Source organism: Nocardioides sp. NPDC127503, from assembly GCF_040302165.1.
GTDB lineage: Bacteria > Actinomycetota > Actinomycetes > Propionibacteriales > Nocardioidaceae > Nocardioides.
Genome location: NZ_JBEORH010000016.1, coordinates 77,663 through 100,793, shown reverse-complemented (window position 1 = coordinate 100,793; position 23,131 = coordinate 77,663). Strand labels below are relative to the sequence as shown.

The window sequence follows — 23,131 nt, the reverse complement described above, 5'->3', positions numbered from 1 at the left end:
CGACGTACACGAAATCAAGTTCGTAACCGTTCTTTTACAACTGATTCCGTACTTTTCCCCGGATCCTGTGGTGGAATGCAGCGCTAAGTGAACAATCGACTGGAGCAGCGATGACCACGACAGCTACCCCGGACCCACCCTCCGGCTCGGTAACCATCACCGGCTTGACCAAGACCTATGGCCAGGCCACGGCGGTCGACGGCCTCGACCTGGAGATCAGGGCCGGCGAGTTCATCTCGCTGCTCGGCCCTTCGGGCTGCGGCAAGACCACGACGCTACGCATGATCGCCGGGTTCGAGAAGCCCGATTCCGGCAGCATCATCATCGGCGGCAAGGACGTGGTCAGGCTCGCGCCCTACCAGCGCGACGTGAACACGGTCTTCCAGGCGTACGCGCTGTTTCCGCACAAGTCCGTCGCGGAGAACGTCGCCTACGGCCTGCAGCAGCGCAAGACGCCCCGCGCCGAGGTGCGTGAGCGGGTCGTCGAGGCGCTGCGGATGGTGCGGATGCTCGACTTCGCCGACCGCGGCCCGGCGCAGCTCTCCGGCGGCCAGCAGCAGCGGGTGGCGCTCGCCCGGGCGCTGGTCAACCGCCCCGGCGTCCTCCTCCTCGACGAGCCGCTGGGCGCCCTGGACCGCCAGCTGCGCGAAGAGATGCAGCTCGAGCTCAAGCTCCTCCAGTCCCGCCTCGGGATCACCTTCGTCTTCGTCACCCACGACCAGCACGAGGCGCTCGCGATGAGCGACCGGATCGCGATCATGCGCGCCGGGCGGATCGAGCAGCTCGCTGACGCCGAGACCGTCTACAACCAGCCCGCCAGCGCGTACGTCGCCGGCTTCGTCGGCCAGCAGAACTTCCTGCACGGCGAGGTCAGCGCCGACGGCACCACCGTCGAGACCCCGGTCGTGGTGGTCGAGGGTCCTGCGAAGCCCGACGGGAAGCCCGGCGAGGCCCACCAGGCCGCGATCCGCCCCGAGATGATCTCGATCGAGCCCCGGGCCGAGTCCGGGACGGTGACGGAGGGCCTCAACTCCGTCGCCGGCGAGGTCCTCCAGGTCTCCCCGCTCGGCGAGGTGATCCAGTACCTCGTCAAGGTCACTGACGAGCTCAGCCTGCTGATCCGCCGCCCCACCCACGGCGCCGCCCGGCTCTCCCCCGGCGACCCGGTCCTCTGCGGCTGGGCCGCCGAGGACGTACGTCTCTTCCCCCTCGACACCCCGATCGACCCGTCCACCGCTAGGAGCCCACAGTGAACAAGGACAAGAACGTACGCATCCTGGCCAGCCATGCCGGCGCGCGAGCGATCCGTCAGGAGCTCTCGCGGCGCCACTTCCTGAGCCTGGCCGCCCTCGTCGGTGCAGGCGCCGCGCTGAGCGCCTGCGGCTCGGACGGCGGTGGCGGGGCCTCCAGCGCGGTCGAGCCCGGCGGCGGCGCGACCGGCGGTCCGATCGAGAAGTCGCTGTCGATCTACACCTGGGGCGACTACGACTCCCCCGAGGTGATCGAGGCCTTCGGCAAGACCGGCCCCAAGGTGACGCTCGACTCCTACGGCTCCAACGAGGAGCTGATCTCAAAGCTGGTCGCTGCCGAGGGCACCAGCGGCTACGACATCGTCGTGCCGACCGGGGTCTACATCCCGCAGCTGATCGAGAACGAGATCATCGTCCCGCTCAACAAGGACCTGATCCCCAACATGGCCAAGGTGGACCCGAAGTTCCTCGGCCAGGACTGGGACCCGGAGAACGAGTACTCGGTGTGCAAGTGCTGGGGCACCACCGGGTTCGTCTACGACACCACCGTGATCAAGCGCGACCTGGCGACGTGGAACGACTTCATCGATGCGATGCAGAACGAGGCCTCGGGCAAGACTTCGCTGCTCGACGACCCGCAGGGTGTCTCCGGCCTCTACTTCTGGGCCAACGACATCGACTGGAACACCGAGGACATGGCCGACTACGACGCCTACGAGACCGAGGCCGTCGAGAAGTGGGCGCCGCACATCGCCGGCTTCGACTCCTACCCGGGCACCGGCGCGATGCAGCAGAACACCTTCGCGCTGATGCAGAACTGGAACGGCGACTCCCGTCTCGGCATCCTCGAGCACAAGCAGCCCGACCGCTGGAAGTGGGTCCTGCCCGGCCCGACGACCGAGCTGTGGATGGACAACTGGTGCATCCCGACCGGCGCGCCCCACCCCGAGGCCGCCCACGCGTTCCTCGACTACGTGCTGGAGCCGGAGAACTCGTTCCTGGAGATGGACTACATCGGCTACAACACCGGCGCGCTGGGCATCGAGGAGATGGCCAAGGAGCGCAAGGTCGAGCTGCCCGAGATGATCTTCTTCACCGACGAGCAGCTCGCCACCATGAAGAACGGTGCCGTCAACGAGGCGCAGGACCGGCGTACGGAGGTCTACGACAAGCTGAAGGCCGCCGCCAGTGCGTAAGCGTCTCCCCGGTTTCGTCCTCGCCGTCCCCGCGTGGCTGTGGCTGACGGTCTTCTTCGTGGTGCCGTTCCTGCAGATCGCCTGGTTCAGCCTCGGTGAGAAGCCCGGGATGTTCGGCACCCACAGCAACGCGGTGATGTCGCTGGACCGCTACGCCGACGCGTTCAGCCCGACCTTCTTCACGATCTTCCGGGCGACGCTGTGGATGAGCGTGCTGGGGACCATCGCCTGCCTGCTGATCGCGTTGCCGGCTGCGTACTTCATGGCGGTGAAGGTCCCCGCACACCGCCGCGGGCTACTGGTCGCTCTGGTGATGGTCCCCTACTGGACCTCGTTCCTGATCCGGACGATCGGCTGGAAGGTGATCCTCTCCTCGGAGGGCGCCCTGGCCGGGTTCCTGACCGACATCGGGCTCGTCGCCGATCCGCACGACCTGCTCAACACCCGCGGGGCGGTGCTGCTGGGGCTGATCTACAACTATCTGCCGCTGATGATCCTGCCGATGTACGTCGCCTTCGACCGCGTGGACAGCGCGCTCGGTGAGGCGTCCAAGGACCTCGGCGCTGACCGGGTGCGGACGTTCTTCCAGGTCACGCTGCCGTTGGCGCGGCCCGGGATCGTCGCCGGCATCATCCTGGTCTTCATCCCGATGATGGGCGACTACGTCACCCCGGCGGTCCTCGGCGGCGCGAAGGGCACGATGGTCGGCTCCCTGATCGCCAGCCAGTTCCTGACCGCCCAGAACTGGGCGCTGGGCTCGGCCATGGCTGTCGTCCTCATCCTGCTCACCATGCTCATCGTCATCCTCGCCATCTCGCTGATGTGGGCCGTGGGATGGCTCCTGCACAGACGCAGCAAGCTGGTCGTCGGAACCGTCCACACCAAGGAGGTGACCGCATGAGCAGGCCATCCGGGACCAATCTCGCGCTCGGCGCGTGGACCACGCTGGTCTTCCTCTTCCTGTTCGCCCCGATCATCGTGATCGGCATCTACTCCTTCAACGGCGGCCGCCTGCTCACCGCCTGGGACGGCTTCAGCCTGGAGCCGTTCACGGCGATCATCGAGCGGCCGACCGTACGCCACACCGTCGCCGTCTCCCTGCAGACCGCCGTGGTCGCCGCGCTGCTGGCGAGCGCGCTCGGCACCCTGGCCGGGATGGCGATGGCACGCTACCCGGGTCGCTGGGCGGGCCCGTTCACGCTGCTGTTGCTGCTGGTCTCGGTGACGCCCGAGATCGTCGACGGCATCGCGTTGCTCCCCTGGTTCGTGACGCTCGGGCAGGACTGGTCGCTGCTGCCGTTCAACAACGGCTACGTACGCCTCGTGATCGGCCACTCGCTCTTCGCGACCGCGGTGGTGACCTACATCGTCCGGGCACGCCTGGTCGGGCTGGACGCGTCACTGGAGGAGGCCTCCGCGGACCTCTACGCGCGGCCGGTGGCGACCTTCTTCAAGGTCACGATCCCCCTCGTCGGCCCGGCGGTACTCGCCGGTGGGCTGCTGGCCTTCACGCTGAGCCTCGACAACACGGTGATCTCGTCCTTCATCAACGTCTCCGGCACAACCTCGTGGCCCGTCTACGTGCTCTCCTCGGTCCGCTCCGGCCTCAAGCCCGAGATCGCCGCGGTCTCCACGATCCTGCTGGTCCTCACGCTCCTGGTCCTCGGCCTGGTGGCGCTCGTGCTCAAGCGCTCGGGCTCCTCGGTCACCGACACCATGGCCGTCAACTGACGGGCTCTGACGCCCTCCCGGCGGACCTGCTGCTGCGCGGTGGCCGCGTGCTGCGGGAACGCCGCTGGGAGGACGCGGCTCTCGCCGTCCGCGACGGGCGGATCGCGGCCATCGGCGAGGATCTCGACGCCCTGGCCGGCCCGGAGACGGTGGTCGAGGAGCTCGACGGCCGGTGGGTCATGCCCGCCTTCCACGACTCCCACGTTCACCCGATCCAGGCCGGGCTGGAGATGAACCAGTGCGACCTGACCGGGCAGTCGACGCTCGAGGGCTATCTGGACGCCATCGCGGCGTACGCCGCAGCCAACCCGGAACGCGCCTGGGTCACCGGCGGCGGCTGGTCGATGGACTCCTTCCCGGGTGGGGTGCCGAGCGCTTCACCTCTCGATCGCCTGCTTCCCGACCGGCCGGTCTTCCTGCCCAACCGCGACCACCACTCCGCCTGGGTGAACAGCCGTGCGCTCGAGATCGCCGGCATCGATGCGGGCACGCCCGATCCCGCCGACGGGCGCATCGAGCGTGACTTTGCCGGTCGGCCCACCGGCGCGTTGCACGAGGGTGCGATGGCGCTGGTCGGCTCGCTCGTTCCGGCTCCGACCTCGGGCGATCTGACCGAGGCACTGCTCACCGCGCAGCGGCATCTCCACTCCGTCGGCATCGTCGGCTGGCAGGACGCGCTGGTCGGCGAGGGTCTCGGCATGCCGGACTCGCTGCCGACCTACATCTCCGCGCGTGCCTCCGGCGCGCTCACCGCGAAGGTCGTCCTCGCCCAGTGGTGGGACCGCGACCGCGGCCTGGAGCAGCTGTCCGAGCTGATCGAGCGCCGTGCCCTGGCGGCTCAGGCGGGCCTGGATGCGGCCAGCGTGAAGCTGATGCAGGACGGCGTCTGCGAGACGCACACGGCCGCGATGCTCGACCCCTACCTCGACTCCCACGGCCATCTCACCGACAACCGCGGGCTCTCCTTCATCCCGGCCGACGCCCTGGCCGCCTATGTCGCAGCCCTGGACGCCAACGGGTTCCAGGCACACATCCACGCGCTCGGCGACCGGGCGGTGCGCGACAGCCTGGACGCGATCGAGCACGCGCGTGCGGTCAACGGTGCCAGCGGCCTGCGGCACCACCTCGCCCACGTCCAGGTCGTCGACGCAGCCGACGTCCCGCGGTTCGCCGAGCTCGAGGTCACCGCCAACATCCAGCCGCTGTGGGCCTGCCGGGACGAGGCGGTGGAGGTGCTGACCCTGCCGTTCCTGGCGCCGGCTGCTCGCAAGCAGCAGTACGTGTTCGGGTCGCTGCTGCGTACGGGTGCCCGGATCGCCTGCGGCAGCGACTGGCCCGTCTCCGACCCGGCGCCGCTGCTCGGCATGCACGTCGCGGTCAACCGCCGCTCCCCCGACCAGCCCGTCGACGCCGCTCCGCTGCTGCCCGAGGAGGCACTGACGGTCGCCGAGGCCCTCGCCGGCTACACCACCGGCACCGCCTACCTGAACCGTCTCGAGGGCTCTACGGGCCGGATCGAGACCGGGTACGCAGCCGACCTGGTCGTGGTCGACCACGACATCCTCGGGGAGGACACCACCGTCCTGGCCCGGACCCGGGTGACGAACACCTACGTCGACGGTCGCGAGGTCCATCGGCGCTGAGCGCGTGCAAGACTCGTTGCCATGATCATCTTCGGGATCAAGACCTACACGCGACTGCTGGCCACGCTCTCGCTGGTCTGTCCCCACTGCCGCCAGCAGGCCGCCCACCGCCTGTTCGAGAACGTCAACAAGTTCACCCTCTTCTTCATCCCCCTCTTCCCCGTCGGCACCTCGCGCCGGATGGACTGCACCTACTGCGGCTACGCGTCAAAGGTGACCAAGGAGCAGGCCGCGCAGCTCATGTCCGGTCCGCGCCCGAGCGTCGGCTGATCGGCTTCACAGGCACCCCACAGCCGGGGCAGGAGGTCCTCACGGATCGCGACGTCAGAGTCAGGGCAACACACCGAGACAGACGTCAAGGAGAACCCATGAGCCGCGTACCCGAGCCCCAGAACACCCCGCAAGGCCCCACCTATGAAGGTCGCCTGCTGGCCCGCCCCGACGAGGAGGTGGTCGACCAGGGTGCCGGCTTCGACATCTCGACGCTGCTGACCCGCCGCCGGATCCTCGGGCTCGTCGGGGCCGGGGTCGGAGCCGCCGCTCTGGCCGCCTGCGGTGCGGGCTCCTCGAGCACGTCGACGGGCGGCTCTGCGGCCAACACCTCCACGACCGCCGACGGCGAGATCCCGCAGGAGACCAACGGCCCCTACCCGGCCGACGGGACCAACGGCACCAACGTGCTGACCGAGTCCGGGATCGTACGCAGCGACATCACCTCCAGCCTCGACGGCGGCACCACGGTCGAGGGCGTGCCGCTCGAGTTCACCTTCACCCTGACCGACATGGCCAACGACGTGCCGTTCGAGGGGGCCGCGGTCTACCTGTGGCAGTGCGACGCGCTGGGCCGCTACTCGATGTACTCCGAAGGCGTCGAGGACGAGACGTACCTCCGGGGTGTCCAGGTCGCCGACGCCGACGGGCAGGTGACCTTCAAGACGATCGTCCCGGGCTGCTACGACGGCCGCTGGACGCACATGCACTTCGAGGTCTACCCCGATGCCGACTCGGCCACGACCGGCGAGAACACGATCGCCACCTCGCAGGTCGCCTTCCCGGAGAAGATGGTCACCAAGGTCTACCAGGACGACGCCTACGAGGGCTCGGCCGAGAACCTGACCAAGGTCAGCCTCGACACCGACAACGTCTTCAGCGACGGCTACGACCTCGAGATGGGCACGTTCACCGGCAGCCCGAGCGCCGGCTACAAGGGCTCGCTCTCCGTCGCCGTCGACACCACCACCGAGGCCGCCATGGGCGCCGCACCGGCTGGCGGCACCCCGCCGACTCGGCGCTGATGTCCCACCAGAACCCGCCGAGTCGGCGCAAATGTCCCAAGCTCGCGGGACAGATGCGCCGACTCGAGGCGTATTTCTGGGGCAGTTGCGCCGAGTCGGCGAATCAGTTGACCTTGCGTTCGCGGTCGCCCCAGTAGGGCTCGCGGAGCTTGAACTTCTGCAGCTTGCCGGTGGCCGTACGCGCAAGGGAGTCGCGGAACTCGACGACGGTCGGCGCCTTGTAGCCGGCGGCTCGTTCCTTGCACCAGGCGATCAGCTCCTCCTGGGTCGCCTGGGCGCCCTCGGCGAGGACGACGAGGGCGAGGATGGTCTCGCCCCACTTCTCGCTGGGGATGCCGATGACGGCGACCTCGGCGACCGAGGGGTGCAGGAAGAGGACGTCCTCGACCTCGGCGCTCGAGACGTTCTCGCCGCCGGTGATGATCACGTCCTTGATGCGGTCGGAGATGGTGAGGTAGCCGTCGTCGCCGAGGCTGCCGCCGTCGCCGGTGTGGAACCAGCCGTCGGCGAGCGCCTTCTCCGTCTCCTCCGGCTTCTCCCAGTAGCCCTCGAGCACGACGTTGGAGCGGGCCAGGACCTCCTTGTCGGGCGAGATGTCGAGGCTCACGCCGATCGCGGGCGCGCCGGCGCGGGTCAGCTTCGCGGCGCGCTCCATCGGGTCGAGGTCGTCCCACTCCGCGCGGGTGCGGTTGATGGTCAGCAGCGGCGAGGTCTCGGTGAGGCCGTAGATCTGGATGAACTCCCAGCCGAGCTCCTCCTGGACGCGTACGACGGTCTTCGTGGGCGGCGGCGCACCGGCCATGATGATCCGCACCTTGTCCCGTCCCGGGATCTCGCCCTCGGTGGCCTGCCACTGCGGAAGCGCGTCGAGCACGGCGGCCGCCACCGCGGGCGCGGCGCACATGTAGGTGACTCCGTGGTCGCGTACGCGGCGCAGGATCTCCATCCCGTCGACCTTGCGCAGCACGATGTGCTTGATGCCGAGGCCGGTCGCCGCGAACGGCATCCCCCAGCCGTTGGCGTGGAACATCGGCAGCGTGTGCAGGTAGACGTCGCGGTCGTTGCAGCCCGCGTGCAGCGCGAACGTCAGCGCGTTGGTCCAGATGTTGCGGTGGGTGATCTGCACGCCCTTGGGCCGGGCGGTGGTGCCGGAGGTGTAGTTGATCGCCGCGGTCGCGTTCTCGTCCGGCTCCCACGGCTTCGGCTCGACACCCTCCTCGGCGTAGAGGTTGGTGTCGTCGCCGAGCACGAACCGGTGCTTCGCGGTCACGTCCTTCAGCGCCTCGTCGACCTCCGGGTCGACCCAGAGCACCGAGGCGCCGGACTGCTCCACGATGTAGGAGACCTCGTCGGGACGGAGGCGGAAGTTGACGGGCACCAGGACCCGGCCATAGCCGGAGACGCCGTAGAACGCCGTCAGCAGCCGCGCGGAGTTGTGGGAGACGATCGCGACCCGCTCCCCCACCCCGACGCCGAGCTCGTCGAGCCTCGCCGCCATCCGCTTCGCGAGCGACTTCATCTCGGCGTACGTCACCTCCCCGAGGGGCGTCGCCGGCTGGTCGGGCTCGTCGACGATGCCCACCCGCTCGCCGTAGACGGATGCGGCTCGGTCGATGAAGTCGTTGACGCTGAACGGGACGAACACGGGCGTTACCTCCAAGTGCAAGTGGTGACCCGGATCACTGTATCGATGAGAGGTCTCTCATGGACCCCCACATCGGACAGGTGGTCAGGCACTATCGGAGGGTCATGTCCCGCACCCTGAAACTCGTCCTCCCACTGGTCGTCCTGGTGGCGATCGGCGTGTACCTGGCCGGCTCCTTCGCCGGAGCCTCCGAGAACGACCCGCCGCCTCGCGAGCCCGTCGTGCTGCCCTCGGAGACCGTCTCGCCCTCCTCGCCCGGATCTCCGGGTTCCTCGTCGAGCTCGGATCCCTCGGGTGTCCCGGTCGTCACCCCTGGTCCCGTCGACGATGATGATGACGACGACGATGACCGCGACGACCGCCATGACGACGACTGACCCTCAGCCTCCCGGGACCACACCGCCCCCGCCGCGCCGGGGGCTGTCCGTGCGCGCCCGGATCACCGCCTCGGTCGCACTCCTGGTCACACTCGCGCTGGCCGGGGCCGGCCTCATCGTCTACGCCGTCGAGCTCAGCCGGGTCGATGCCGCGACCACGCGCGAGATGGAGCAGGAGCTCGACGAGTTCTCCAGGCTGCGGACCGAGGGCATCGACCCCGAGACCAGGGCGCCGTACGACGTGGAGGGCCTGCTGCGGACGTTCCTGAGCCGCAACGTGCCCGACGACGACGAGCTCCTCGTCGCCTGGGTCGACGGGCGGCCGCGCGCGCACTTCCCCGAGGACCCGCTGGTCAATTCGCCACGGTTCCACAGCGCCGCACGCGACGTGGTCCGCAACGGTGGGACGACCTATCTCGACACCGCGGACGGCGAGGTACGCATCACCAGCCAGCCGGTGCGGCAGGACAACGCCCGGGGCACCACCGAGGGCGCCCTCCTGGTCGTCTCCTACCTCGACGAGGACCGCGCCGAGCTGCGCAGCACGATGCGCACCTACACGATCGTGGCCGCCCTCCTCGCCCTGCTCGTCACCGCGGTCGCGGCCTGGCAGTCCGGGCGGCTGCTGGCACCGCTGACCAGGCTCCGGCAGGCGACCGGAGCGGTCAACGCCAGCGACCTCTCCGCCCGGCTGCCCGAGTCGGGCAACGACGACATCTCGGCCCTGACCAGGAACTTCAACGACATGCTGGCCCGCCTGGAGCAGGCGTTCACCGACCAGCGCCAGTTCCTCGACGACGCCGGTCACGAGCTGCGTACGCCGCTGACGATCATCGGCGGCCACCTCGAGCTCCTCGACGAGTCCGACCCGGCCGAGGTCGAGCAGACCCGGCGGCTGGCGCTCGACGAGATCGACCGGATGAGCCGTCTGGTCGGCGACCTGATCCTGCTGGCCAAGCACGACCGGCCCGACTTCCTCACCCTGGAGGAGGTCGACGTCGACACCCTCACCGAGGACATCCTCGCCAAGGCCAGCGCGCTGGCCGAGCGCGACTGGCACCTCGACGAGGCCACGCCCGGCACCTGGCGTCTCGACCCGCAGCGGGTCACCCAGGCGATGCTCCAGCTGTGCGACAACGCCGCCGGCCACACCGCACCAGGCGACCGGATCGCGGTCGGCTCGGCGACCGTCGACGGCACCCTGCGGCTGTGGGTGCGCGACACCGGACCCGGCGTGCCCGCCGAGGACCGGGAGCGGATCTTCGAGCGGTTCGCGCGCAGCGCGGAGACCGGCTCGGGCGACCGGCCGGGACTCGGACTCGGGCTCGCCATCGTCTCCGCGATCGCCACGGCCCACGGCGGCACCGTGGGCGTCGAGGACGCCAGACCGGGCGCCCGCTTCACGATCACCCTGCCCGCACGCACCGAAGGAGAGGCATGGCCCGCATCCTGATCGTCGAGGACGAGGACCGCATCGCGGCCTTCCTCGCCAAGGGCCTGAGCGCCGACGGCCACCAGGTCAGCACCGTCGCCGACGGGCTGGAGGGACTCGAGGAGGCGCTCAGCGGCGCCTTCGACCTGATGGTGCTCGACATCGGTCTGCCGACCATCGACGGCTTCGAGGTGCTCGACCAGCTCCGCGCCCAGGGCTCCCGGATGCCGGTCGTCGTACTGACCGCGCGGGACTCGGTGCACGACACCGTCTCCGCGCTCGAGGGCGGTGCCGACGACTACCTGGCCAAGCCGTTCCGCTTCGCCGAGCTGCGGGCCCGGATCAACGTACGCCTGCGGCAGCAGGACAACACCGACGCCGAGGTGGGCGAGCTCCGCTCCGGTTCGGTGGGCCTGGACCTGCGTACGCGGCGGCTGCGGGTCGACGGGCGCGAGAGCGACCTCTCGGCGCGGGAGTTCGCTCTGGCGGAGGTGCTGCTGCGGCATCCGGGGCAGGTCCTCTCCCGTGCGCAGCTGCTCGATCTGGCCTGGGGCATGGACTTCGACCCCGGCTCCAACGTCGTCGACGTCTACGTCGGCTACCTTCGCAAAAAGCTGGGCTCGGCCCGGGTCGAGACCGTCCGCGGCATGGGCTACCGCTTCCAGCCCTGACCCGGGCCTCCCGGGGATCAGCCGGGGGATCAACTGATCCGCAGGCCGCCCAGCGAGGCTCGCGGAAGCCGCTCCAGCGCGGGCGAGACGGTCTCGGCGATCTCCGCCGGTGCCGGCCGGTCACCGGCGGCCGGGGCGAGGCACGCCTCGATGACCTTGACGACCTCGGGCGGCGTACGTCTGGGGAGGTCGCCGGGCTGGGAGACGAGCTGCGGGTAGCGCTCGTTGCGGTCCGCGGCCGACGGGTCGCCATGGGGGAACGGCCGCTCGCCGGTGACGGCGTGGAAGAGGGTCGCACCCAGGGCCCACACGTCGCTGGCGGGGCCGACCTCGCCGCGCTCGCCGGGCAAGCACTGCTCGGGCGCCATGTAGGCGTCGGTGCCGATCTCGTGGCGCAACGCGGCGGCCGCGGCGACAGGCCGGGCGACGGAGAGGTCGATCAGCCGGGCCGGCGAGCCCATGATCAGGTTGCTCGGCTTGATGTCGAGGTGCACCCAGCCGGAGCGGCCCAGGTAGTGCAGCGCCGAGGCGAGGTCGAGCGCCAGCGGCAGGTACTGCTGCTCCGGGAGGCGCCCGTGGCGGCGGATCAGCGTCGAGAGCCGGGGGCCCTCGACGTGCTCCATCACGACGTACGGACGCTCGCCCTCGAGGTCCTCGCGCAGGCCGCGGACGAGGACTGGATGACGCAGCTGCGTCAGTGCGTCGGTCTCGCGCCGCAGCGCGTTGCGGCTGGTCTCGCTGTCGATCAGGTTCGGTCGCAGGACCTTGGCGACGACCGGCCCGTAGGTGATCTCGTCGAAGGCCAGAAAGGCCTCGTACGACGAGCCGCCCCCGAGCAGCCGCATCGCGGTCAGCTCGGGGGTGATCGCGTCACCCTGGACCAGGCCCCAGGTGTCGGTCATCTTCGACTCAGCCCTGGGTCCGGTCGTTGGTGTTGTCGTCCCGCGTGTTGTTGTTGGTGTTGTTGTCCTTGGTCTGGTCGTCGCGGGTGACCTTGTCGCGGGTGTTGTCCCGGGTGTTGTCCTTGGTCGCCCGGGTCACGCCGGTGCCATTGGTCGCGTCGTCGTTGCCGGCGGCGTCGCGGGTGACGTCGTCGGCGTCGTTGTCGTCGTCATCGTCGACGGTGGTCACCTGGGTGTTGGACTTCTCCTCACGCTTGGCATAGCTGTCGTCATCGACAGCGGCAGCGCTCTGGTAGCTGAACACGCCGGCCGCGACCACACCGACCAGGCCGGTACCGAGGATCATCGGAAGCTTCTTCATCATTCGTCCCTTTCAGGTTCTGCCCCGGGTGTTCCCGGCGCCATGCAAGAACCATCTCGACCCGCGGTGAGGTGATCGTGAGATGACCATGAGAGCTCTCTCATCCGCGAGCCGGTTCGGGTCCTGGGGCCGGTGGTGGTAGGAACGTCCCGTGCAAAGCAGCGAGCGGCGCGAGATCGCGCTCAAGGTCGGTGTACTGCTGCTGGTCGGGGTGCTGATCTCCGTGGCCGGCTACGGCTACTCCCGCTCACGCTTCCGCGAGCACGCCACCGAGCAGTCCGAGACGGCTGCAAGCCGGTTCGCGCGGACCACGAGCTGGACCACCGTCGAGGCGAAGCCGGAGCTGGTCGCTCAGTGGGCGCGGGCCTGCCCCTCGGTCCAGACCCCGCCGACCGAGAAGACGGCTGATGCGCGCGGCCACCTGGAGAAGGTACGCATCACCTCCACCGACCTCACCGAGACGGGCGCCACGGTGGAGCTGACCCCCGACGGCGGCCAGTCCGTGTTCACCCTCGTCGTCACCCGCTCCGGCGAGGGCAAGGACGAGGAGTGGCACGTCACCGAGGTCACCTGCAAGGCCGGTTGATCCGACCCGTCTGCCAGCCCCCGTTTGCCAGTCCCCGTCGGTGGGTACCACACCGATATGGACACCGCTGGATTCACCAACCTGTTGACCCGACCCGGGCCGTACGCCACCGTGCTGGCCGATGTCAGCCAGGACTCGGAGAACGCGGCCCACGCCAAGGAGCTCCGGGTGCGAGCCGTCTGCGAGCAGCTCTCCGCCCAGGGCGCTCCCCCGGGCGTCGTCGCCCAGGTCTCCGACCGGCTGGAGGCGAACGTACGCCAGCCGGCCCCGCTCGCGCGGGTCGTCGTCGCGACGCCCGAGGGGATCGCCTACGACGAGGTCGCCGTCGCCGAGGTCCCGAACCCGGTCGCGACCTGGGACGCGCTGCCCGACCTCGGCTCCTGGATCGCCGCGCGCGAGGCCTCGATGCCGTTCGTGCTGGTCCTGGCCGACCACACGGGTGGCGACATCTCGCTGTGGGACTCCGGACTGCCGCAGCCCACGAGCACGACCACCGTGGAGGGCGACGAGCTCGAGCACGTCCACAAGGTCCAGGACAACGTCGGCTGGGCGGCCTTCCGTATGCAGCAGACCACCGACAACGTCTGGCGCCACAACGCCGACAAGGTCGCCGAGGAGGTGACGAGACTGGTCCGCGACCATGGCCACGAGCTCGTGCTCGTCGGCGGAGACCCGACCACGGTGGGCAGGCTGCGCGAGGGTCTCGCCGGCCTTCGCGCCGAGGTGGTCGAGCTGTCGAGCGGCCAGCGCGCCGAGGACGGTGGGGACCACGCTCGCGACGAGGCGATCCGCACCGCGCTGCTGGACCAGGTCGTACGCCGCCGCACGGCGCTGGTCGGACGGCTCGAGGAGGCCTGGGGCAAGGGCGAGCGCGCGGCCACCGGCGTACGCGACGTCGCCGACGCCTTCGTCACCGGCCGCGTCGAGACCCTGCTGATCGACCCCGGCGCCCTGGCCGAGCACACCCTCGATCCGGCGGACCATCCCGGCCTCACCTTCGGCGAGGCCCCGGTCTCCGGTCCGGTCCCGGCCAGCGAGGCGCTCATCGCCGCCGCGGTCCTCACCGACGCGGAGGTGTGCGTCCTGCCCGCCAGCGTGCTCGGCGACGCACCCGTCGCCGCGCTGCTGCGCTGGGCCTGACCCGACTCAGCAACACCGGATCAGCGCCGCCAGGCCCTGATCCGGTCCGGCTCGGTGTCGGGTGACTCCGTGGCCGCCCAGACCTTGCGCCACTCGGCGATCTCGTCGCCGGCGGGGTCGGGGGTGCGGTCCTCGGCGGCACGGCGCATCGAGGCGTACCAGTCCGTGGCGTCCTCATCCAGCAGCCTCGCCACCGCCGTTCGGATCCGGGGCGCGAACTCGCGGATCGACTCACCCTCTACCGGGCGGAGCGGCTCCCCGAAGCGTACGGTCAACTGGCGGCGGCCACCGGCCTTGTCCTTCCCGGGCCAGTTCACCCCGCGCGGCATCGCGGCGTAGGTGCCGCGGTGGGCGATCGGGACGACGGGGACGCCGTACTCGATGGCCAGGTAGGCGGCGCCGGACCGGAACCGGCCGACGGTGCCGTCCTTGGACCGGGTGCCCTCCGGGAAGACGACCAGCGACCAGCCGTCGGCGAGCACCTCCCCGGGCGCGTTCGCGAGCGCGCCCCCGCGACGGTCGATCGGCAGCGTGTTGAAGACCAGCGAGGAGCCCACCGCCCGCCACCAGGTGTCGAAGAAGTAGTCGGCCGCGGCCGCCACCGCCGTACGCCGCCGCCACTGGTCCGGAAGGCTCAGCAGGATCAGCGGAGTGTCCAGGTGGGAGGCGTGGTTGGACACGAAGATCACCGGTCCGTCGAGCCTCTCGAGCACGTCGAGCCCCTCGACCTGGGTCTTCACCTGCGACCGGAAGACCGCCTCCAGCCCGGCCTGCGCGACCTCCCTGACCGCTCGCGCGGGCGGCTTGCGCGACCACTCGTTGTCGAAGACCGTCGTCGTCGCCGGCGGCACGAACGGCTCCGCCGACCGCGGCACCTGCGCCCGGTGACCCCACCGCCAGCCCCGCTGAAAGAGCCGTACGTCGCGCATCGTCTCTTTCCAGAAGCCACTCATGCGGACCACCCTGTCACTGCTGGTCGAGCCGGATTCGTGAGGAACGAACGAATCCGTGTCGAGACCAACACGGTCCCGTCCGCGCTCGAATCGACTGTGTTGGTCTCGACACGCCTCCGCCTAGCGGCTCCGGCGGCTCGACCAGCGGTGATGGCGCTCATCGGACGTCCGCCAGCAGGTGCGGAGGGTTGCGCAGGTAGGTGATCGACGGCGACGGGCCGACGGTCGAGCTCGCCATCTCGAGAGCGTCCCGCAGGGTCGACGCCGATCGGAAGCCCATCCGCGCCGCGGCCTTGGGGTTCCCGCCGACCCAGATGACGTCGCCGAGGTGGTCGAGGGCGTGCGCGATCCAGTACCACATGTAGAACGGGTGGACGCCGTGGTAGGCGTTCGAGGTGCGGTAGAGGTGGACGTACCAGGGGTCCGTGGCGAACTGCTCCTCGAACTTCGGCCCGATCAGCGCCGGGTCGTTCGTGTCGGCCAGCACCTCCTCGTAGAAGTCGACGTAGGAGGGGTGCGTGAGGGTGTTGAAGCCCTCGTCGAGCGGGTGGTAGAGGATCGCGACCCCACCCTCGCGCACGACCGGCTGCCGCAGGTAGGAGTTGAAGTAGTAGCCCAGACCCATGCAGGCGGCCAGGATCGGGTTCATGGTCGAGTTGACGTTGTAGGGGCCGAGATAGGGCACCCCCATCACCATCACGTCGGACTGTCCTTCGACCTTGACCCGCTGCTGCTGGTGGACGCGCTGCACGGTCAGCTCGTGCACCGGCTCGACGGCGCCGGCGGTGATCCCGGTCAGACCGTAGTTGGAACGCAGGTCGTGGAACATCTTGTGGCGCATCTTCTGCGGCGCGACGGCCAGCCCGCGGCGCAGGCCGAGCACCGTCGCCTGGTCGCGCAGCGACCACTCCCACTCGCGCTTGAGCAGCGTGTCGTACGGCTTCCCGAACACCTCGTTGTCGAGCGTCGTCTCGATCTGGAAGACCTTGACGTGCTCGCCGATCAGCCGGCCCATCCGCCAGGCGGAGGAGTGCATCTCGGAGTGCTTGTGGTCCATGAACGAGCGCGAGTGCACCATCGTCTTGGCGTTGTGGTGGTGCTTGATCGACTTGTAGGAGGCCAGCCCGATGCCGACCGACTTGTGGCCGCCGTCCATCGCGACGAGGTTGACGTTGACGTAGATCAGCAGGTCGGAGGTGGCCGCCCGCTTGTTGATCTCGACGTCCTCGCCCTTCTCGGTGACGCCCATGTGCTCGAGGTTGGCGCGGTCCTCGGCGTCGTGGTTGTAGAGCAAGCCCTGCGGCGCGAAGCTGCGGAAGACGCGCTCGCCGACGATGTGCTTCATCTCCGCGTCGGTCATCCGGCGGTGCAGGGCCAGTGCGGCGATGATCTCGACGTCGTCGACGCCCTTCTCGGCCGCGATCGTGAGCACCTGCTCGATGATTCGGCCCCTGATGTCGGGTGCCTTCATGGTCGGCAGCGGCAGCGAGAGGTCGTCGAAGGCGATCGTCAGCCGCATCCCCGGGAACATCAGCTCCCGCAGCGGCTCGGAGTCGACCGGGTTCTCCAGCGACTCCCGGATCGCGGCTTCCACGTCGGGCACCGTCGGCAGCGACTCGGGCGGGTAGACCACCCGGGTGCCCTGCGGGAACTCCTCCAGCCGGAACCCGAGCCCCTCGTGGACGAGCAGGGGCGGCGTACGGTCGTCGACCTCCAGCACGAAACCTGGCCGTGTCATCGATGACTCTCCTTCTTCAAGACGTACGTCTGGGGTCGAACGCCACCTTGACGGTGCCGAGCCGACCGGCTGAATGGGCATGGTCGAGGGCCTCGCGCCAGCGGTGGAGCGGGTAGGGCGCGACGGTCTTGGCCAGGCGGCACATGGCGTCGTGGCCGACCAGGTCGAGGGCGGTGGCGAAGTCGCCGGAGCCACGCGAGGAGGCGTACGTCCCGACCACCTCGAGCTCCCGGAACCAGGCCGCGGACAGATCGGCGGAGGCGGGCATCCCGGAGAGCACCACCCGGCCACCCGCGCGGGTGGCGTGCAGGCAGGTCTGCAGCGACTCCTTCGAGCCGACCGCGTCGACGGTGACGTCCACGCCGCCGAGCAGGTAGGGCGAGGAGAGCATCTCCGGCTCGAGCATGAACGCGCTGGTCGCGCGCCTGATCCGGCGCAGCGTCTCCGACGGCGCGACGACCTCGGTGGCACCGAACTCCAGCGCCAGCTCGCGCTGATGAGCGTGCTTGGCGACGACCAGGATCTCGCCGGCGTCGGTGAGCTCGCGCAGGGCCAGCGTGGCCAGCAGCCCGACCGCGCCGGCACCCGAGACGAGCACCCGGTCACCGGGCTTGACCGCGGCCCTTCGCGCCGTGTGCACTGCACAGGCGACCGGCTCGGCGAGCAGCGCCTGCTCGTCGGAGTAGCCCTCCGGCACCACGTGGAGCTGGGAGCGGTGCACCGAGAGCTGCTGCGACCAGCCGCCGCCGGTGTCGTGGCAGAAGCCGGTCTGCAGCCCCGACGAGATGTCGCCGACGGTGATCCGGGAGCACCGGTTGGTCTCGCCCCGCGCACACGCCTCGCACGCCTCCAGCCCACGCGCCGCGCAGGTCAGGACCGGGTCGACGACCACACGGGTCCCGGCCGCCAGGTCGCCGCAGGAGTCGAGCAGCTCGCCCACGATCTCGTGGCCGGGCACGAACGGCAGGCTCACCAGCGGCTGGAAGTAGAGGCTCGTCTTCCCGGACAGCATCCCCAGGTCGGAGCCGCAGATGCCGGAGAGCGAGACCCGCAGCCGCGCCCATCCCTCGTGCTCGACCCGCGGCGGGTCGAGCGTCACCATCCGCAGCGGCGCCGCCGCCCCGGTCAGCAGGAGCGGCAGCCGCCCGCCGGCGACCTTCCCCAGCGCCGTCTTGGCGACGCTGCGATACATCTCGAGCGCGAGCATTCAGCCCCTCCTCATCGGTGCAGCCCGGCCGGGTCGAGGGTCCGGCTCGCGTGGCCCGGCGACTCCCAGTCGACGATCGTCCAGTGCGACTTCTTGGCGTGCCGGAACAGAGGTACGTCGGGCCGGACCGCCACCGGGTGCCCTACCGCCGCGAGCAGCGGGAGGTCGGAGTGGGAGTCGGCGTAGGCGAAGCAGTCGGCCGGCGAGATGCCCTCGCGGCGTGACCATTCGCGGACGAACGCCCCGCGCGACTCCCCGACCAGCGGCGACGCGGCCATGTGGCCGGTGCAGAACCCACGATCGTCGACGGCCAGGTCGGCCGCCTCGATGTGGTCGAACAGCGGCATCAGCGGCCTGGTCAGCGGCCGGATCGCGCCGGTGACCAGGACCGTCACGTGCCCCGCGGCCCGGTGCTCCCGGATCCGCCGGACCGCGTCCGGGGCCAGCCGCCCGAGGATGTGCGTGGTCAGGTGCTCGTCGACGATCTCGTCCAGCTCGGAGAGCCGGGCGCCGGCGTACTCCTTGTAGACCGTACGCAGCAGCGTGCCGCGCTCGGTGCGGTCCGCCCACACGTAGCCGGGCACCTTGCTCGCCATCCGGGCGATCTCGGCCGCCTTCTTGGTGCCGGAGAGCTCACCGAGCCGCAGCCACAGGTAGGTCTCGATCACGTTGGAGGACATCAGCGTGCCGTCGAGGTCGAAGAAGGCCGCGACCCGCCCGTCCTTGAGCTGGGGCAGCCGGCCGGAGTCCGGCCTCTTCCGCAGCTTGCGCAGCTCGTCGAGCTCACGGACCGGCTTGGTCACCGACGGCACGTGGATGTCGTAGAGGTATTCGTGCCAGTCGATCACGCCGGTGTCGAAGGCGAAGGTCTGCTGGTCGGCCGGCGACAGCGACCGGTAGAGCGCGAGCGTGTTTTCGTCGACGAAGCGGAGGTCGGCCTGGGCGTACTCCTTGTAGAGGTCCAGGTAGCGCCGCAGGAACTGCAGCCGTCGGCCCTGGCGGTCGAGGTCGCGCGCCCATCCGCGGGTGCGGTCGCCGCGCGGGGCAAGACCGAGCAGGGTGTCGGCGATCTTGTGCACCCTCTCGCCGGTCACCATCATCCGCTCGACCGAGGCGCCGCCTGGGAAGGTCCACTCCGGGAGCCGCGCCGCGCCTCGGTCACCGGCTGCGAACGGCTCCTTCGAGAAGTAGGCCCGCACGGTCTCGTAGAGCATCCCGAAGGTCACCGGGTTGCGGTCGCCGGAGGCGAGATGGAAATAGGCCGGATCCCCGTGCTTGGGCGGGTGGGCCAGGCAGGCCACGATCGAGGCGACGACGTGGTCGACGGGCACGATGTCGACGGGGGTGTCCGCGGCGGCCGGGAAGAGCGGCAGCTCGCCGCGGCCGTAGGCGAGGATCAGCGGCTCGGCCATCTTGAAGCCCTCGATCCAGCCCGGATAGGGGCGGGAGACAGCCGACTCGATGATCGCGGGGCGATAGATCGTGGCCCGGTTCCCTGCTGCGGCGTGGGCCTCGACGACCCGCTCGCCCAGCGCCTTGGTGAAGGTGTAGGCATCGGTCCAGCCCAGCGACCGCGCCCGCTCGGTGCCGAGGCGTACGAGCTCGTCCTTCACCCACTTCTTGCGCGCCTCCTCGGCGGCAGCGGCGGCGGTCATCAGCCCGGCACGACCATGCTCTCGCTCGGCCTGCTTGCGCAGCTTGGAGATCACCTCGACGCCGCGCGAGCGCTCCTCGACGGCCGCGCGCTGCGCCAGCCCCCAGGCGAGCTCGGCGTCGACGTCGACGGAGTGGTCGACGGGCCCCTCGGGGATGTGCCCACGGCGCCGCCCGGAGACGTACGCGGTCGAGACGTGCAGGTAATGGATGTCCCGCCCGGTCTCCTGGACCCGCTTGAGCAGCTCGCGGACGCCGACGACGTTGGTCACGAAGCCTTCGTCGACCGGCGGGTCGAAGGAGACATCGCCCGCGGAGTGCACGACGGCGTCGAGGTCGTCCGGCAGCGCCGGCGGAGCGGAGAGATCGCCCTCCACGACGTTCACCTGCGCATCCGAGACAGCCTCGAAGATCGGCTTGGTCAGCATCTTCGCGATCCGGTCAGCCCCCGACGTCGACCCCTTCGGCCGGACCAGGACGCTGAGACGTACGTCCGGCACCTCGGTCAGCATCAGATGCAGCAGCGCCTCGCCGACAAACCCGGTCACTCCCGTGAGCAGCACATGCTGCCCCGCGAGCCGCTCCCGAATGGAGGCGTCGTGATGATGGTTTCCCTGCGCCAGGTCAGAGGTCACGGATGCGATTGTGCCCCGTCGAGGCAACCCCCGTGACTCCTTTTCCGCGCTCGACCTGAGAAACTGCGTGGAACCCCCGCAAACCCGAGGAGACGTACGTGTCGAGGAAGCTGCTGAGCATCGCAGCCGTCCTCTCGGCGACCGCTCTCGCCGGCTGCGGCTCCGGGGAGCCCACCTCCGGCAGCCCTGGTCCGAGCCCCTCGACCTCCTCCCGCGTCGAAGCCTCCGGACCGTGCCTCTTCGAGCCCGGTCAGGTCGCCAGTGCCATCCCCGGCACCTGGTCGCATACCGCCGACGAGGACGTCTGCACCTACACCAGCGACCGGGGCGCGATCTTCGTGACAACCTTGGTTGACACCTCTGTCTCTGCTGGGCTCTCGGCTAGTCGGGACGACTGCATCTCTTCTCCTGCGCCTGTTGAGGTCGGATCTCGGGCGTTCGTGTGTATTGAGTCGCACGATGACGGGGATCTCGTTGTCGGGAATGTTGCTGTTGACAATCGGCTTTGGTCGCTTGTCATCGTTCCTGATCAGGGGGTTCATGATGCTGAGCTCGGGGCTATGGGGCGGCTTGTTGAGATGGTTGCGGACTGACTTCCCCGCTGGTCGAGCCGCTGGAGCCGCTAGGCGGCGGCGTGTCGAGACCAACACGGTTCTCTTCTGCGGGAAACCTCGCTTAGCGACTGTTCTTCGTTTCTGGGGTTCGCCGCCGACCCTTGCTTTGATTGTTTCTCGATCGTGCGCCGCGTCAAGGACGGGCTTCGCCCGCCGCTGCGCGGTGGCCTTCGGCCATCCTTGACTCGACACACGATCGAGAAAGATTTCGCCTATAACGGGGCGGCGGCGAGAGAGTGGCGCGGTGCTCAGGTGTCGTGTTCGCTGACTGCGTAACGTGGTTTGACCTGCTTAAATGGGTCGTTTCGTGGTGCTCTGTCGCATATAATAAGGCTCATGTACGAGACCATCGAACGCCTCCTCGCTGGGCCGCCTGCGGGTGCGTCCGAGGGTGAGTTGGTCGACTGGATCGCGCGCCTCGAAGAGGTCAAGTGCACTGCTGAGGCGGTTCAGGCCGAAGCGGCGGTACGTGTTGAGGAAGCGGTCCGGGCACGCCAGACTGAGGCCGGGGTTCCGGCCCGCAAACTTGGCGAAGGGGTTGCCTCTCAGATCGCGTTGGCGCGGCGGGTCTCGCCCGAGAGAGGCGCCAAGCTGCTCGGGCTGGCGAAGATCCTGATCGCCGAGATGCCGCACACCTTCGCTCTGATGAAGGCCGGGCTGTTCTCGCAATGGCAGGCCACCATCCTCGCCCGCGAGACCGCCTGCTTGTCCTTGGAGGATCGTCGGGTCATCGACTTCGAACTCTGTGCCACTGGGCCGGGCGGTGAGCTGGCGAAGGCGGTGTCGATGGGGCTGCGGCAGCTCGAGAACGCCGCCAAGAAGCTTGCCATCACCCTCGACCAAGAATCCGTCGTCGCCCGTGCCGCCAACGCCGAGAAGGACCGCCGGGTCAGCCTCCGCCCGGCACCCGACACGATGACCTGGCTCGGATCCCTGCTGCCGGTCAAGGACGGCGTCGCCGTCTTCGCCGCGCTCGATCAGGCCGCGAAAACCGCTGCGGCCGCAGGCGATGAGCGCACCCGGGGCCAGGTCATGGCCGACACCCTCGTTGACCGAGTCACCGGCCGCCGTGAGGCTGGTAGCAAGCCTCGGATCGAGGTCAAGATCGTCATGACCGCCGACTCCCTCGCCAACGACGCCGATCAGCCCGCCATGGTCAAGGGCTACGGCCCCGTCCCAGCGGCCTGGGCCCGTGACGCGCTCGCCGACGCCGAGGTCTTCGTACGGCGACTCTTCACCGACCCCGCTGGTCACCTGGTGGCGATGGAGTCACACTCGCGGAAGGCCCCCGAGGGGCTGGCGGAGTTCATCACCACCCGCGACGGGGGCATCTGCCGGACCAACGGCTGCGACGCCCCGATCCGCAACATCGACCACGTCGAGCCCCACGCAGACGACGGCGAAACCAGCGCCGAGAACCTGCAAGGACTGTGCGAAAGGTGCAATCAGGCCAAGGAAGCTCTCGGCTGGCGAGCCAGACCAGGACCCGACGGCAGCATCATCACGATCACACCAACGGGCCATACGTATGTCAGCCCGCCGCCCGATACCTGGGCACCGGATCCACCGCCACTGTCCCGGGCTGAGTTCGGGCTGCGCGACGTACTCCTCGACCACACCCTCGCGGCCTGAGGTCCAGGGCTCTCGAGAACTTTCTTCAGATCGGTGCTTGACCTTGACGCTACGTCAGGGCTGCACGCTTCTTTCACGGCCCCAAACAAGGGAGCCGGGAAACACACACCAACCGATCACAAGGGAGCATCACCGTGAACAACCTCCTCAGCCGCCTCGTAGGTGACAAGAAGGACTGGAAGCGCATGGAAGCCCGCGCTGCTGAGCTGCCCGCTGACTACCGCACCGTCTACTCGGAGATGAAGAGCTACATGTGGCGCTTCACCGCCGGCGACGGGATGGACATCGTCGAGGTCCTGCGCGAGATTCTTGATCTCTTCGAGACCGAGGCCGCTGCGGGGCGTTCGGTCATCGAGGTCACCGGGACCGACCTGGCGGCCTTCTGCGACGCACGGCTGCCCGAGCAGCACGACGCGTACCGCGCCAAGCTCCGCGCCAACCTCAACGAGGTCGCCTCGAAGCTCGCATGA

22 protein-coding genes are annotated in these 23,131 nt (G+C 69.4%); 15 read left to right on the top strand and 7 right to left on the bottom strand.

All coding sequences use genetic code 11. From position 1 onward, the window contains the following. Positions 1–110 precede the first annotated feature (110 nt). The 7 genes from ABTW65_RS27485 to ABTW65_RS27455 all read left to right on the top strand — a co-directional run bounded on the left by ABTW65_RS27485 (position 111) and on the right by ABTW65_RS27455 (position 7,115). The gene (locus tag ABTW65_RS27485; protein WP_350666116.1) at positions 111–1,253 is read left to right on the top strand and encodes an ABC transporter ATP-binding protein; all 1,143 of its coding nucleotides are present in this window, start codon (positions 111–113) and stop codon (positions 1,251–1,253) included. Then, positions 1,250–2,446 (top strand): polyamine ABC transporter substrate-binding protein, encoded by a 1,197-nt coding sequence (locus ABTW65_RS27480; RefSeq protein WP_350666114.1) that lies wholly within the window; start codon positions 1,250–1,252, stop codon positions 2,444–2,446. The genes ABTW65_RS27485 and ABTW65_RS27480 overlap by 4 nt, the downstream gene beginning before the upstream one ends. After that, positions 2,439–3,347 carry an ABC transporter permease gene (locus ABTW65_RS27475; protein ID WP_350666112.1) on the top strand — a complete coding sequence of 303 codons (909 nt, stop codon included), beginning with the start codon at positions 2,439–2,441 and terminating at the stop codon, positions 3,345–3,347. The genes ABTW65_RS27480 and ABTW65_RS27475 overlap by 8 nt, the downstream gene beginning before the upstream one ends. After that, the gene (locus tag ABTW65_RS27470) at positions 3,344–4,177 is read left to right on the top strand and encodes an ABC transporter permease (protein WP_350666110.1); all 834 of its coding nucleotides are present in this window, start codon (positions 3,344–3,346) and stop codon (positions 4,175–4,177) included. The genes ABTW65_RS27475 and ABTW65_RS27470 overlap by 4 nt, the downstream gene beginning before the upstream one ends. Before the next feature lie 47 nt (positions 4,178–4,224). Continuing rightward, positions 4,225–5,820, top strand: a complete 1,596-nt coding sequence (locus ABTW65_RS27465) for an amidohydrolase (protein WP_350666108.1) — start codon at positions 4,225–4,227, stop codon at positions 5,818–5,820. Positions 5,821–5,841: 21 nt separating this feature from the next. Then, positions 5,842–6,090, top strand: coding sequence for a zinc-ribbon domain-containing protein (locus tag ABTW65_RS27460; protein ID WP_350666106.1), 249 nt, complete (start codon positions 5,842–5,844; stop codon positions 6,088–6,090). A 98-nt stretch (positions 6,091–6,188) separates the two neighbouring features. Beyond that, positions 6,189–7,115 carry an intradiol ring-cleavage dioxygenase gene (locus ABTW65_RS27455; RefSeq protein WP_350666104.1) on the top strand — a complete coding sequence of 309 codons (927 nt, stop codon included), beginning with the start codon at positions 6,189–6,191 and terminating at the stop codon, positions 7,113–7,115. Positions 7,116–7,218: 103 nt separating this feature from the next. Here the strand turns inward: ABTW65_RS27455 and ABTW65_RS27450 are convergent, their stop codons facing one another. Continuing rightward, entirely contained in the window at positions 7,219–8,760 is a 1,542-nt protein-coding gene (locus ABTW65_RS27450; RefSeq protein ID WP_350666102.1) for an AMP-binding protein, read from the bottom strand. Between the two features lie 104 nt (positions 8,761–8,864). Between ABTW65_RS27450 and ABTW65_RS27445 the strand changes: the two genes are divergently transcribed. The 3 genes from ABTW65_RS27445 to ABTW65_RS27435 are packed head-to-tail and all read left to right on the top strand — an operon-like array spanning position 8,865 to position 11,240. Next, positions 8,865–9,137 carry a hypothetical protein gene (locus ABTW65_RS27445; protein ID WP_350666100.1) on the top strand — a complete coding sequence of 91 codons (273 nt, stop codon included), beginning with the start codon at positions 8,865–8,867 and terminating at the stop codon, positions 9,135–9,137. Next, positions 9,106–10,590, top strand: coding sequence for a sensor histidine kinase (locus ABTW65_RS27440; protein WP_350666098.1), 1,485 nt, complete (start codon positions 9,106–9,108; stop codon positions 10,588–10,590). Before ABTW65_RS27445 ends, ABTW65_RS27440 begins: the two co-directional genes overlap by 32 nt. Beyond that, positions 10,575–11,240, top strand: a complete 666-nt coding sequence (locus tag ABTW65_RS27435; RefSeq protein ID WP_350666096.1) for a response regulator transcription factor — start codon at positions 10,575–10,577, stop codon at positions 11,238–11,240. The genes ABTW65_RS27440 and ABTW65_RS27435 overlap by 16 nt, the downstream gene beginning before the upstream one ends. A 29-nt stretch (positions 11,241–11,269) precedes the next feature. Here the strand turns inward: ABTW65_RS27435 and ABTW65_RS27430 are convergent, their stop codons facing one another. Together ABTW65_RS27430 and ABTW65_RS27425 are read right to left on the bottom strand one after the other, a co-directional pair. Beyond that, positions 11,270–12,142 carry a serine/threonine-protein kinase gene (locus ABTW65_RS27430; RefSeq protein WP_350666094.1) on the bottom strand — a complete coding sequence of 291 codons (873 nt, stop codon included), beginning with the start codon at positions 12,140–12,142 and terminating at the stop codon, positions 11,270–11,272. A 7-nt stretch (positions 12,143–12,149) separates the two neighbouring features. Next, the gene (locus ABTW65_RS27425) at positions 12,150–12,488 is read right to left on the bottom strand and encodes a hypothetical protein (RefSeq protein WP_350666092.1); all 339 of its coding nucleotides are present in this window, start codon (positions 12,486–12,488) and stop codon (positions 12,150–12,152) included. A gap of 166 nt (positions 12,489–12,654) precedes the next feature. On the opposite strand from ABTW65_RS27425, the gene ABTW65_RS27420 reads away from it, so the two are divergent. Together ABTW65_RS27420 and ABTW65_RS27415 are read left to right on the top strand one after the other, a co-directional pair. Beyond that, positions 12,655–13,089 carry a hypothetical protein gene (locus ABTW65_RS27420; RefSeq protein WP_350666091.1) on the top strand — a complete coding sequence of 145 codons (435 nt, stop codon included), beginning with the start codon at positions 12,655–12,657 and terminating at the stop codon, positions 13,087–13,089. 57 nt (positions 13,090–13,146) lie between these two features. After that, positions 13,147–14,229: a baeRF2 domain-containing protein gene (locus tag ABTW65_RS27415; RefSeq protein ID WP_350666089.1), complete on the top strand. Its 1,083-nt coding sequence runs from the start codon at positions 13,147–13,149 to the stop codon at positions 14,227–14,229. A gap of 20 nt (positions 14,230–14,249) precedes the next feature. Here the strand turns inward: ABTW65_RS27415 and ABTW65_RS27410 are convergent, their stop codons facing one another. The 4 genes from ABTW65_RS27410 to ABTW65_RS27395 form a co-directional block, all read right to left on the bottom strand. Continuing rightward, positions 14,250–15,182 (bottom strand): lysophospholipid acyltransferase family protein, encoded by a 933-nt coding sequence (locus ABTW65_RS27410; RefSeq protein ID WP_350666087.1) that lies wholly within the window; start codon positions 15,180–15,182, stop codon positions 14,250–14,252. A gap of 157 nt (positions 15,183–15,339) precedes the next feature. Further along, a complete protein-coding gene (gene larAH, locus ABTW65_RS27405) occupies positions 15,340–16,920 on the bottom strand; it encodes an NPN-dependent hydroxyacid isomerase, LarAH14/15/16 family (protein WP_350666085.1) in 1,581 nt (526 codons plus the stop codon). Between the two features lie 16 nt (positions 16,921–16,936). Continuing rightward, on the bottom strand, positions 16,937–18,127 hold the full coding sequence (locus ABTW65_RS27400; RefSeq protein ID WP_350666083.1) for a zinc-dependent alcohol dehydrogenase: 1,191 nt from the start codon (positions 18,125–18,127) through the stop codon (positions 16,937–16,939). Positions 18,128–18,138: 11 nt separating this feature from the next. Then, positions 18,139–20,415 (bottom strand): HAD-IB family hydrolase, encoded by a 2,277-nt coding sequence (locus ABTW65_RS27395; RefSeq protein WP_350666081.1) that lies wholly within the window; start codon positions 20,413–20,415, stop codon positions 18,139–18,141. A gap of 98 nt (positions 20,416–20,513) precedes the next feature. Between ABTW65_RS27395 and ABTW65_RS27390 the strand changes: the two genes are divergently transcribed. The 3 genes from ABTW65_RS27390 (at position 20,514) to ABTW65_RS27380 (ending at position 23,131) form a co-directional block, all read left to right on the top strand. Continuing rightward, complete coding sequence (locus tag ABTW65_RS27390) at positions 20,514–21,008, top strand: hypothetical protein (RefSeq protein WP_350666079.1); 495 nt, start codon at positions 20,514–20,516, stop codon at positions 21,006–21,008. 357 nt (positions 21,009–21,365) lie between these two features. Next, entirely contained in the window at positions 21,366–22,661 is a 1,296-nt protein-coding gene (locus ABTW65_RS27385) for an HNH endonuclease (protein ID WP_350666077.1), read from the top strand. Between the two features lie 134 nt (positions 22,662–22,795). Continuing rightward, positions 22,796–23,131: a DUF1048 domain-containing protein gene (locus tag ABTW65_RS27380; protein WP_350666075.1), complete on the top strand. Its 336-nt coding sequence runs from the start codon at positions 22,796–22,798 to the stop codon at positions 23,129–23,131.